This window comes from Paenibacillus konkukensis, from assembly GCF_023523925.1.
In the GTDB taxonomy this organism is placed as follows: domain Bacteria; phylum Bacillota; class Bacilli; order Paenibacillales; family NBRC-103111; genus Paenibacillus_S; species Paenibacillus_S doosanensis.
In genome coordinates this window covers 3,796,933-3,808,726 of sequence record NZ_CP027059.1, presented here as the reverse complement: position 1 = coordinate 3,808,726, position 11,794 = coordinate 3,796,933, and the positions used below count along the sequence as shown (strand labels likewise).

Genomic DNA, 11,794 nt, shown 5'->3' with positions numbered 1-11,794 from the left:
TAATCGTTCGACTCGCTTGATTAGTTCACACGCTTCACGTATGCTTATAAACAAAGAGCCTTGAGCCTTGAAAAGGAGGACTGCGTATGGGATTTCAAACTGAATTCAATTCTGTCTGCAAGTTCAAATCCGAGCAAGAGCTGTATGAGCTGTTGGAATACGGCCGCGGCAAAATGGTGAAAAACGGATTTCGCGTATTTCCGACCGGGCAGATGGTCATTGCGTACACGCCGGACAACAAAGCGATAGCTATCGTCAAAATCGTCGCTTCCATAGCGGAGATCAACTTTCAAGGCGAGGAAGTCACCCAGGTGGAGATGGAGCTGGTTCGCAGGCTTACGGAAGAAGAAGCGCGGGTTCAGACCGACTTGGCGCATGAAATGTTTTTCGGCTTAAAACATCAGCCATAATGATAATTAACGGGATAAACATCTTTCCGATGACGGGAGGATGTTTTTTTCTTTGCGTCGCGACGGTTCGCCCGGTTAGGAGGAAAGAATGTTCGTCTGGAATGAAGAAGCTTGTTTTGCAGCGGCCGGATTCTCGGGCATGTATCTGTATGGCGCTTTTTTCTCACTGGGGGCCGCTAATTGCGGATATAGCATTGCGGCGGATCGGACGGGGCATCCTAGCAGCAGTTATTCCATTACCGTTTGTTTAGTCAGGAGAGTGATCGCAATATGATCGTCCGCTTAGGCTATGTCGCGATGTCGATGCTGGTGTCGGGCGCTTCCCCTTCCAAAACGATGACCGCCACAAGCTTTAACAAGCTTGCGGACCGTGAAGCGGGCATTCGTAAGCTGGAGCGCATCGCCGCCAAGAATATTCATAATACGCTGCGCCTTTTAAAGCACAACCGGGCGTACGATATCGAAATGTACCGCTGTTCGTCCAAGCTCATCCCGCTTCTCGGGCATCCCGCCCTAGGAGTCTGTCCGACGAAACAGGAAAAGCATAGTTTCGTCGCGAAACTTAACTGTAATCTGTTTATCTGGTAAAAAAGGGTGTGTGGTTTATGGCAAAATTTAAATCTTACTCCACGGAACAAGGTGAATTGTTTCCGATGTATTTGAGCGATTGGATCCCTGAAGATCATTTAGTGCGGCTTGTTAGCGACATCGTGGATCAGTTAGATCTCACGGTCATGACAAATCGGTATTCCCATCGCGGAGAAGAAGCCTATCACCCCGCCATGCTTTTGAAGTTATGGTTCTATGGCTATGCTACGGGTGTGTTCACCTCCCGGACCCTTCGTCAGGCTATGGATGAAAATATTCCTTTTCGTTGGCTATGTGGCGGCCATCGACCGGATTTCCGTACGCTCAGCGATTTTCGAAAGGATCACCTCGAATCATTACCGGGACTTTTCAAACAAGTGGTACACATCGCCATACAGCTAGGGTACGTGTCCCTCGGTCATGTCAGCATCGATGGTTCGAAGCTGAAAGCCCATGCATCGAAGCATAAGTCGATGTCGCGAGATCGGATGAACCAGGAAATCGAGCGTCTGGAAAAGGAAATCCGCGAAGCTCTCGAGCAAGCCGGCCAGATAGACGACCAAGAGAACGAAGAGCCCCTTTCGCTGTTGCCGGAATCGGTGACCAATCGCCAATCCCGACTTGAAAAAATCAGAGAGGCGCTCAGACAGTTGGAAGCTCGCAAACCGGTAGAGGAATCGAAGACACCGGACAAAGATCAATTTAACTTTACCGATCCAGATTCCCAAATCATGGATACGAAAACCCAAGGCGTCATCCAAGGATATAATCCGCAAATTGCCGTAGATGCGGATCAGGGATTCATCGTCGGACTGCAGATGAACCCTAGCAGCAGCGACCAACACCAATTCCAGCCGGTGCTCGGTTCCATCCGCAACATAACGGGAAAGGTGCCCGAGAAAGTGAGTGCGGACGCAGGGTACTTTAGTGCGGACAACATTCAGGCGGCGACGAAGGCCGAGACCGACGCCTACATCGCGGCAACCCGTGAAAACAAGCAGCACGGGAATCCGTACGATAAAACCAACTTTACGTATATCCCGGAAACGGATACCTATGTGTGCCCAGCGGGACAAACGCTGATCCACAAGTACACATACTATGAAAAGGATCCTCAAAAAGCGACTCAATGGGTGTATATGAGCGATGCCTGCCTGACCTGCCCGTTTCAAAAGGACTGCGTTAAGTCCGGATCCGGTAAACGAAGGGTCAAACGCAATGAAGGCGATCCGATCCGAGAAGCCATGAGAACCAAAGTGCAAAGCGATGCCGGTAAAGACATTTACCGGTTACGTAAAGCCATCGTGGAACCCGCGTGGGGGCAAATGAAAGAATGTCAGGGCTTTCGTCAGTTTCACCTCCGTGGCGAAGATAAGGTTGAGGGTGAGTTCGTCCTTTTGGCTTTAAGCTATAATTTAAGAAAGCTTCATTCTGCCAAATATCCCAAACCATCCACGGTGTATAAACGGGAGAGGTCTGCCCAAAAACGTAAAAAAGCGGCGTAACTCCCACAAAGGCAAAGAAAGACACAGTGATTATACTCAAATCGTGATGAAAAATCATTTGAAAACCGAGTCTTACTCCGAAGGGACCTACAAAAGTAACTCCGTCGGACAGACTCCTAGAAGACTGGGACCCGATGCCGACGCTTCGGGAACCGTTCGCCGAGCTCGGCGGCTATGCATTGGAGCACGGCATGCGTCTGAGCTTTCATCCCGACCATTTCACCGTGCTGAGCACTCCCAGGGAGGAAGTGCTGCGCAATTCCTTAGGCGATTTGGACAGGCATGTGACGATGCTGGAAGCGATGGGGCTGGATGAGTCGGCCAAATGCAATATTCACGTCGGCGGCACCTATGGGGACAAACCTGCGGCTGCGGCCAGGTTCATCGAGAGGTTCAAGGGGCTGCCCGAGCGGATTCGCCGGAGAATGACGCTGGAAAACGACGACAAAACCTTCACGGCTGCGGAGACGCTGGACATCTGCGAGCAGGTCGGGGCTCCAATGGTGCTGGATATTCATCATCACGAGGTCAACCGTTCGGGAGATGGGGAAGCGGCTGAGGAGCTGTGGCCTCGGATTATGCAGACATGGTCGGGAGAGAGCGCGCAGGGTGCGGTTGAGCCGCTTCCACCGAAGATTCACGTGTCCAGTCCGAAAAGCGCATCCGATCCCCGAAGCCATGCCGATTTTATCGAAGCGCCGCCGCTTTTTCGCTTTCTGCGGGCCATTGCGCCGATAACTCCGCGTTTGGATATTATGATTGAGGCCAAGCGGAAAGACGAAGCGCTGCTGCAGCTCATGGACGATGTGCGCAAATTTGACGGTGCGACGGTGCTCAGCCAAGCTTCCTTCGAGCTCTGATGTGCAGGGAGGCGAGCTGAGCTTTGAGATTAATCGCGTGACTGAAGGAGCTTAGGCCAAGGCTTTTTTGCATAGCGCACCTCTCGCGTACATCAATGAATGAGCGGAGTCATGAACGGAGAGTCCGGCAGGCCGAGCTTCGGCTTCGCGTCGTAACGCGTGTTGATTTTGCCCGTTGTATCATATGCCTGATAGGAATGTTGAAGTCACCTGCTGCAGCGGATTTCGTCCGATGTTTTCTCTCTTGAATTATTTGTAAAAATGGGGTACCTTGAGTTAGGGAGCATAGTTGGCCAAGCCTCATTTTACTTTGGAGAGGGGACTTAAGTTCATGACTCAACTGCTGAACGGTAAGAATATATTGGTAATGGGTGTTGCCAACGATCGCAGCATCGCTTGGGCGATTGCCCAGTCCTTGGCTGCTCAAGGGGCGCGCCTGGCTTTTACTTATGAGAGCGAACGCGTGCAAGAGAGAGTGCGCAAACTGGCCGACACGATTCCGGGCTCGGTCGTTCTGCCCTGCAACGTAACGGTGGACGCCGAGATTGAAACTTTGGCTGCTGCGGTACAAGAGCACTTCGGCGTGCTGCACGGACTCGTACATAGTATCGCATTTGCCAAAACGGAAGAGCTCGAAGGTTTATTCGTCGGCACTTCCCGCGACGGCTTTGCACTGGCTCACGATATTAGCGCTTATTCTTTGGTCGCAGTGGCCCAGCGCTTGTATCCGCTCATGACCGAAGGCGGCAGCATCATGACAATGACATACCTCGGCGCTGAACGCGCAATGAAAAACTACAATGTAATGGGCGTAGCCAAAGCTGCGTTGGAAGCAAGCGTACGCTACTTGGCTAACGACTTGGGCCAATACAACGTGCGTGTGAACGCGATCTCCGCCGGACCTATCCGTACGCTGGCCGCCAAGGGAATCAAGGATTTCAATTCCATTCTCAGAACCGTGGAAGAGAAAGCTCCGCTGCGCCGTACGACGGAAGTCGCCGAGGTCGGAGACACCGCCATGTTCCTCATGAGCCATCTGTCGCGGGGAATTACAGGCGAAGTGATTTATGTAGATAACGGCTATCATATCGTAGGGGTATAATTATATTTTATTATTCAATTTAAAGCTCTTTTGCATATTGCAAAGGGCTTTTTTGGCGTTCATCTTAAAAGCGTGCTTGATGAGGAAGACGGTCGCATGAAGGATGGTTTTCGAGCGCTGTGTGCGAATCGGGAAAAAATTCAGCTTTGAATTATAGACCCGCTCTTTTGAAAAGCAGGGAGCGGAAAAAGGCCTGGTTACCTTTGTCCGGATGGTTTATCTCTTCCCGTGGATGTTTGTTGATTTGTCATAAACGCTAGTATTATTTGGGTGAAACGCTGTAGCTTTTGAATCGTATATTAACTATACTGAGTGTAATTGCAACCATTATTTTTATGGGAAAGAAAAGGACTGATTGAAATGGCTAATGAAAGCAATTCCTCTTTTATTGTGGGAAGTAAGAATTTTACTGCAGTGGCCATCAATACCGCATCCAAAGCTGGCGAATGGATCCAAAGCAAATTGGGAGATTTCAACAGCTTACATATGAAATATTCCCCTCATGATCTTGTAACGGAAGTGGACAAGGGGGCGGAAACGATGATCCGCAACCTTATTCAGACCCATTTTCCGCAGCACTCTATACTGGGAGAAGAAGGTGTGGAACCGGGGCCGGCGGCTTCGACGAAAGCACTGCAGGAAGCCAAGGAGGCCGAATATCTGTGGATCGTCGATCCTTTGGACGGAACGACGAATTTTGTCCACGGCTTTCCCTTCTTTAGCGTATCCATCGCCTTGGCTCACAAAGGAGAAGTGATCGTCGGCGTCGTCTACGACCCCATTCGCGACGAGCTTTTCGTAGCCGAGAAGGGTAAGGGTGCCTATGTGCGCGGGAGAAGAATGAGAACATCGGCGGAGGATAAGCTGTCAGACAGCTTGATTGCAACGGGGTTCCCGGCGGATCGCGATTATGCGCTGCCTATTAATCTGCAGGGGATTCAAGCGCTTACCCCAAAAGTCCGTAATATCCGGGTAGCGGGATCGGCTGCTTTGCATCTGGCTTATGTTGCCGCAGGAAGATTGAGCGGATTCTGGGAGATCGGACTGAATGCCTGGGATGTCGCGGCAGGTTCCTTACTGATTGCCGAATCCGGGGGGACGGTCACGGACACGTTCGGGAACCCTTATTCCCTGGAAGTACGGAATGTGCTTGCTTCCAATGGATTAATCCATCAGCAATTTCAGCAGGAGCTTGCTGCTGCCCAAGCCATCGGAGCAGGAGCGCTGTAACAAATTCTTTATATGAAAGCGTGCCGATTGATACGCGGCCTGTTTCGATAGGGGACTCGTGGCGACGAGAACATCCGTTTACAAAGGCGACCGTTGACATTGGTCCATCTTCCTATCGGCACTCCAGCCGCCTGTTCACCGCGCTTCATCAAAAAAGCAGCCTTAAGAAAGCCGGAACGCGGCTAATCTTGGGGCTGTTATTATTTTGTTCAATACGGGTATACTACAAAAATGAAATTTAGTGCTTGCAAATGTGTTTTAATCATGCTATATTGGTCTTCCGGCCAAAAGAGGCTGGCAGGCGGACAAGCCGACGAAAAGAAATTTTCAAAAAAGCTTGCATCGTCGATTGAAATGTGATATATTGAATCCCGCGCTGCTGAGAAGGGCGCAGGGAAATGAACAATTGTCCTTTGAAAACTGAACAACGAGTGAGTGTTAAATAGAGAATGCAAATTCTCGCTAGCATTGAATTTTGAGCTTAAGACAAGCTCTGATAATGCCTCATGATTTGGTTCGTGGGGCCCACGGAAAGTAATCGGAATATGCTTCGGCAGCTTCTCTTCACTTTCTGGGGAACATTTTATTGGAGAGTTTGATCCTGGCTCAGGACGAACGCTGGCGGCGTGCCTAATACATGCAAGTCGAGCGGACTGTTCCTTCGGGAACAGTTAGCGGCGGACGGGTGAGTAACACGTAGGCAACCTGCCTGTAAGATCGGGATAACTATCGGAAACGATAGCTAAGACCGGATAGCTGGTCTTCTCGCATGAGGGGATCATGAAACACGGGGTAACCTGTGGCTTACGGATGGGCCTGCGGCGCATTAGCTAGTTGGTAGGGTAACGGCCTACCAAGGCGACGATGCGTAGCCGACCTGAGAGGGTGATCGGCCACACTGGGACTGAGACACGGCCCAGACTCCTACGGGAGGCAGCAGTAGGGAATCTTCCGCAATGGACGCAAGTCTGACGGAGCAACGCCGCGTGAGTGATGAAGGTTTTCGGATCGTAAAGCTCTGTTGCCAGGGAAGAACGCCTTAGAGAGTAACTGCTCTAAGGGTGACGGTACCTGAGAAGAAAGCCCCGGCTAACTACGTGCCAGCAGCCGCGGTAATACGTAGGGGGCAAGCGTTGTCCGGAATTATTGGGCGTAAAGCGCGCGCAGGCGGTCATTTAAGTTTGGTGTTTAAGCCCGGGGCTCAACCCCGGATCGCACTGAAAACTGGGTGACTTGAGTGCGGGAGAGGAAAGTGGAATTCCACGTGTAGCGGTGAAATGCGTAGAGATGTGGAGGAACACCAGTGGCGAAGGCGACTTTCTGGACCGTAACTGACGCTGAGGCGCGAAAGCGTGGGGAGCAAACAGGATTAGATACCCTGGTAGTCCACGCCGTAAACGATGAGTGCTAGGTGTTAGGGGTTTCGATACCCTTGGTGCCGAAGTCAACACAGTAAGCACTCCGCCTGGGGAGTACGCTCGCAAGAGTGAAACTCAAAGGAATTGACGGGGACCCGCACAAGCAGTGGAGTATGTGGTTTAATTCGAAGCAACGCGAAGAACCTTACCAGGTCTTGACATCCCGATGAAACACCTAGAGATAGGTGCCCTCTTCGGAGCATTGGAGACAGGTGGTGCATGGTTGTCGTCAGCTCGTGTCGTGAGATGTTGGGTTAAGTCCCGCAACGAGCGCAACCCTTGACTTTAGTTGCCAGCATTTCGGATGGGCACTCTAGAGTGACTGCCGGTGACAAACCGGAGGAAGGCGGGGATGACGTCAAATCATCATGCCCCTTATGACCTGGGCTACACACGTACTACAATGGCCGGTACAACGGGAAGCGAAGCTGCGAGGTGGAGCGAATCTTTAGAAGCCGGTCTCAGTTCGGATTGCAGGCTGCAACTCGCCTGCATGAAGTCGGAATTGCTAGTAATCGCGGATCAGCATGCCGCGGTGAATACGTTCCCGGGTCTTGTACACACCGCCCGTCACACCACGAGAGTTTACAACACCCGAAGTCGGTGGGGTAACCGCAAGGAGCCAGCCGCCGAAGGTGGGGTAGATGATTGGGGTGAAGTCGTAACAAGGTAGCCGTATCGGAAGGTGCGGCTGGATCACCTCCTTTCTATGGAGTCCATGATGACTGTAGGTCATCGGACATAAGCAACTAACAGTTGCACAATAGTTGACAACGGACATCGACGAACTCGATGTAACAGTTGCAACGCCACTCACTCGTTGCTCAGTTTTGAGAGGACAAAGACGCCCCGAAAGGGAAGTCGATGTGTATCTCAACATCAATACGATTGTTCCTTGAAAACTAGATAACGAAACGAAATGCGTAGAGCAATACAACGTGTATTAGCATGGTTAAGCTAATAAGAGCACACGGAGGATGCCTAGGCGCTAGGAGCCGAAGAAGGACGTGGCGAACGACGAAATTGCCTCGGGGAGCCGTAAGCAGGCTTTGATCCGGGGATATCCGAATGGGGAAACCCAGCTGAGGTAATTCTCAGTTACTCACATCTGAATACATAGGGTGTGCAGAGGCATACGAGGGGAACTGAAACATCTAAGTACCCTCAGGAGAAGAAAACAAAAGTGATTCCGTCAGTAGCGGCGAGCGAAAGCGGAACAGCCCAAACCAGAGGGCTTGCTCTCTGGGGTTGTGGGACGTCAACATAGGTGCAGCAGGGTAGACGAAGCGGTCTGGAAAGGCCGGCCATAGAAGGTAAAAGCCCTGTAGTTGAAATTCTGCGAACACCTTAGACGGATCCCGAGTACCGCGAGACACGCGAAACCTCGTGGGAAGCAGGCAGGACCATCTGCCAAGGCTAAATACTCCCTAGCGACCGATAGTGAAGCAGTACCGTGAGGGAAAGGTGAAAAGAACCGCGGGAGCGGAGTGAAATAGAACCTGAAACCGTGTGCTTACAAGAAGTCAGAGCTCGTTAATGAGTGATGGCGTGCCTTTTGTAGAATGAACCGGCGAGTTACGTTCCCGTGCAAGGTTAAGGTGAAGAGCCGAAGCCGCAGCGAAAGCGAGTCTGAATAGGGCGACGAAGTACGTGGGCGTAGACCCGAAACCGTGTGATCTACCCCTGTCCAGGGTGAAGGTGCGGTAACACGCACTGGAGGCCCGAACCCACGAATGTTGAAAAATTCGGGGATGAGGTGGGGGTAGCGGAGAAATTCCAATCGAACTCGGAGATAGCTGGTTCTCCCCGAAATAGCTTTAGGGCTAGCCTCGGGAGATGAGTAGTGGAGGTAAAGCACTGATTGGGTGCGGGGCCCGCCAAGGGTTACCAAGTCCAGTCAAACTCTGAATGCCACATACTTTATCCCGGGAGTCAGACAGTGAGTGCTAAGATCCATTGTCAAGAGGGAAACAGCCCAGACCATCAGCTAAGGTCCCCCAGTGTGTGTTAAGTGGGAAAGGATGTGGAGTTGCGCAGACAACCAGGATGTTGGCTTAGAAGCAGCCACCATTGAAAGAGTGCGTAATAGCTCACTGGTCGAGTGACTCTGCGCCGAAAATGTAACGGGGCTAAACACACCACCGAAGCTATGGATTGCGCAAACAAGATTTGCGCTCTGGTAGGGGAGCGTTGTGTATAGGTTGAAGGTGTACCGTAAGGAGCGCTGGACAGTACACAAGTGAGAATGCCGGTATGAGTAACGAAAAGATCAGTGAGAATCTGATCCGCCGAAAGCCTAAGGGTTCCTGAGGAAGGCTCGTCCGCTCAGGGTAAGTCGGGACCTAAGGCGAGGCCGAAAGGCGTAGTCGAAGGACAACAGGTTGAAATTCCTGTACCACCGTGAACCGTTATGAGCAATGGGGTGACGCAGAAGGATAGTGACGCGGGCTGATGGATGCCCGTCCAAGCAGAGAGGCTGATGTGTAGGCAAATCCGCACATCATAAGGCTGGTCTGTGATGGGGAGCGAAAATTGCAGTAGCGAAGGTCATGAGTTCAGGCTGCCAAGAAAAGCCTCTAGCCAGGGAGAAGGTGCCCGTACCGCAAACCGACACAGGTAGGCGAGCAGAGCATGCTAAGGCGCGCGGAAGAACTCTCGTTAAGGAACTCGGCAAAATGACCCCGTAACTTCGGGAGAAGGGGTGCCTCGGTAGGGTGAATAGCCCGAGGGGGCCGCAGTGAAAAGGCCCAAGCGACTGTTTAGCAAAAACACAGGTCTGTGCGAAGCCGCAAGGCGAAGTATACGGGCTGACGCCTGCCCGGTGCTGGAAGGTTAAGGGGAGTGGTTAGGGAGCAATCCCGAAGCTATGAACCGAAGCCCCAGTAAACGGCGGCCGTAACTATAACGGTCCTAAGGTAGCGAAATTCCTTGTCAGGTAAATTCTGACCCGCACGAATGGCGTAACGACTTGGGCGCTGTCTCAACGAGAGATCCGGTGAAATTTTAATACCTGTGAAGATGCAGGTTACCCGCGACAAGACGGAAAGACCCCATGGAGCTTTACTGCAGCTTGATATTGGACTTTGGTACGATCTGTACAGGATAGGTGGGAGCCTGAGAAGCATGAGCGCCAGCTTGTGTGGAGGCGACGTTGGGATACCACCCTGATCGTATCGGAGTTCTAACCTGGTACCGTAGATCCGGTATGGGGACAGTGTCAGGTGGGCAGTTTGACTGGGGCGGTCGCCTCCTAAAGCGTAACGGAGGCGCCCCAAGGTTCCCTCAGAATGGTTGGAAATCATTCGAAGAGTGCAAAGGCAGAAGGGAGCTTGACTGCGAGACAAACAGGTCGAGCAGGGACGAAAGTCGGGCTTAGTGATCCGGTGGTACCGAATGGAAGGGCCATCGCTCAACGGATAAAAGCTACCCTGGGGATAACAGGCTTATCTCCCCCAAGAGTCCACATCGACGGGGAGGTTTGGCACCTCGATGTCGGCTCATCGCATCCTGGGGCTGAAGTAGGTCCCAAGGGTTGGGCTGTTCGCCCATTAAAGCGGTACGCGAGCTGGGTTCAGAACGTCGTGAGACAGTTCGGTCCCTATCTGTCGTGGGCGTAGGAAATTTGAGAGGAGCTGTCCTTAGTACGAGAGGACCGGGATGGACGTACCGCTGGTGTACCAGTTGTTCCGCCAGGAGCATGGCTGGATAGCTACGTACGGACGGGATAAGCGCTGAAAGCATCTAAGCGTGAAGCCCCCCTCAAGATGAGATTTCCCAGTAAGTAAGACCCCTTGAAGACGACGAGGTAGATAGGTTCGGGGTGGAAGCACGGCAACGTGTGGAGCTGACGAATACTAATCGGTCGAGGGCTTAACCAAATAAGCCCCACAAAGTGAAGCGAAGCGTTGTAGCTTATGCCGATTACTTTGCGGGGAGCCCCTAAGAAACATTCAAGCATTGCTCACAAACGCGCACGAGTTTCGTATCTAGTTTTCAAGGTACAAGCCTTGAACAAGCTATACCGTTTGGTGATGATGGCGGAGGGGAACCACGCGTTCCCATCTCGAACACGACCGTTAAGCCCTCCAGCGTCGATGGTACTTGAACCGAAGGGTTCCGGGAGAGTAGAACGTCGCCAAGCGGTACATTCCCTGATAGCTCAGTTGGTAGAGCACTCGACTGTTAATCGAGTTGTCACAGGTTCGAGTCCTGTTCGGGGAGCCATTCTTTATTAAATATACAGGATTAATATCCTTTAGATCGAAACAAATGGAGAGGTGTCCGAGTTGGCCGAAGGAGCACGATTGGAAATCGTGTAGGCGTCACAAGCGTCTCGAGGGTTCGAATCCCTCTCTCTCCGCCATATTTTAGTAAGGCCCGTTGGTCAAGGGGTTAAGACACCTCCCTTTCACGGAGGTAACAGGGGTTCGAATCCCCTACGGGTCACCATTATTATTTACAAAGTGAATCTGCTTTGCTTTGTAAGGGCATCATAAAGGTACATATGGAGGCTTAGCTCAGCTGGGAGAGCATCTGCCTTACAAGCAGAGGGTCGGGGGTTCGATCCCCTCAGCCTCCACCATATAAACTTTAACGACGCGGGGTGGAGCAGCCCGGTAGCTCGTCGGGCTCATAACCCGAAGGCCGCAGGTTCAAATCCTGCCCCCGCAACCAAAATACC

At 51.9% G+C, this 11,794-nt stretch carries 4 protein-coding genes, 5 tRNA genes, 3 rRNA genes and 2 pseudogenes; all 14 read left to right on the top strand.

Annotated elements, in window-relative coordinates; genetic code table 11:
* Positions 1-86 precede the first annotated feature (86 nt).
* The 14 genes and pseudogenes from SK3146_RS16330 to SK3146_RS16265 all read left to right on the top strand — a co-directional run bounded on the left by SK3146_RS16330 (position 87) and on the right by SK3146_RS16265 (position 11,787).
* Entirely contained in the window at positions 87-410 is a 324-nt protein-coding gene (locus tag SK3146_RS16330; protein WP_249865993.1) for a hypothetical protein, read from the top strand.
* 270 nt (positions 411-680) lie between these two features.
* Positions 681-926, top strand: a pseudogene (locus tag SK3146_RS16325) (UV DNA damage repair endonuclease UvsE); the annotation flags it as partial.
* 89 nt (positions 927-1,015) lie between these two features.
* Entirely contained in the window at positions 1,016-2,503 is a 1,488-nt protein-coding gene (locus tag SK3146_RS16320; RefSeq protein ID WP_249860275.1) for an IS1182 family transposase, read from the top strand.
* Positions 2,504-2,619: 116 nt separating this feature from the next.
* Positions 2,620-3,363, top strand: a pseudogene (gene uvsE, locus SK3146_RS16315) (UV DNA damage repair endonuclease UvsE); the annotation flags it as partial.
* Between the two features lie 331 nt (positions 3,364-3,694).
* On the top strand, positions 3,695-4,465 hold the full coding sequence (fabI, locus tag SK3146_RS16310; protein ID WP_249865992.1) for an enoyl-ACP reductase FabI: 771 nt from the start codon (positions 3,695-3,697) through the stop codon (positions 4,463-4,465).
* Positions 4,466-4,825: 360 nt separating this feature from the next.
* On the top strand, positions 4,826-5,695 hold the full coding sequence (locus tag SK3146_RS16305) for an inositol monophosphatase family protein (protein WP_249865991.1): 870 nt from the start codon (positions 4,826-4,828) through the stop codon (positions 5,693-5,695).
* Between the two features lie 583 nt (positions 5,696-6,278).
* A 16S ribosomal RNA gene (locus tag SK3146_RS16300) occupies positions 6,279-7,820 on the top strand.
* 243 nt (positions 7,821-8,063) lie between these two features.
* Positions 8,064-10,991, top strand: a 23S ribosomal RNA gene (locus SK3146_RS16295).
* A 146-nt stretch (positions 10,992-11,137) separates the two neighbouring features.
* Positions 11,138-11,254, top strand: a 5S ribosomal RNA gene (rrf, locus tag SK3146_RS16290).
* The 16S, 23S and 5S rRNA genes sit together here with 5 tRNA genes alongside, the layout of an rRNA operon.
* 7 nt (positions 11,255-11,261) lie before the next feature.
* Positions 11,262-11,337 (top strand) — tRNA-Asn (locus SK3146_RS16285).
* 47 nt (positions 11,338-11,384) lie between these two features.
* A tRNA-Ser gene (locus SK3146_RS16280) sits at positions 11,385-11,476 on the top strand.
* 11 nt (positions 11,477-11,487) lie between these two features.
* A tRNA-Glu gene (locus tag SK3146_RS16275) sits at positions 11,488-11,562 on the top strand.
* A 57-nt stretch (positions 11,563-11,619) separates the two neighbouring features.
* Positions 11,620-11,695, top strand: a tRNA-Val gene (locus SK3146_RS16270).
* Positions 11,696-11,710: 15 nt separating this feature from the next.
* A tRNA-Met gene (locus SK3146_RS16265) sits at positions 11,711-11,787 on the top strand.
* The last annotated feature ends 7 nt before the right edge of the window (positions 11,788-11,794 follow it).

Coding starts and splice junctions, on each gene's coding strand:
- SK3146_RS16330 (WP_249865993.1), top strand. CDS start 87: ATGGGATTTCAAACTGAATTCAATTCTGTCTGCAAGTTCAAATCCGAG.
- SK3146_RS16320 (WP_249860275.1), top strand. CDS start 1,016: ATGGCAAAATTTAAATCTTACTCCACGGAACAAGGTGAATTGTTTCCG.
- fabI (WP_249865992.1), top strand. CDS start 3,695: ATGACTCAACTGCTGAACGGTAAGAATATATTGGTAATGGGTGTTGCC.
- SK3146_RS16305 (WP_249865991.1), top strand. CDS start 4,826: ATGGCTAATGAAAGCAATTCCTCTTTTATTGTGGGAAGTAAGAATTTT.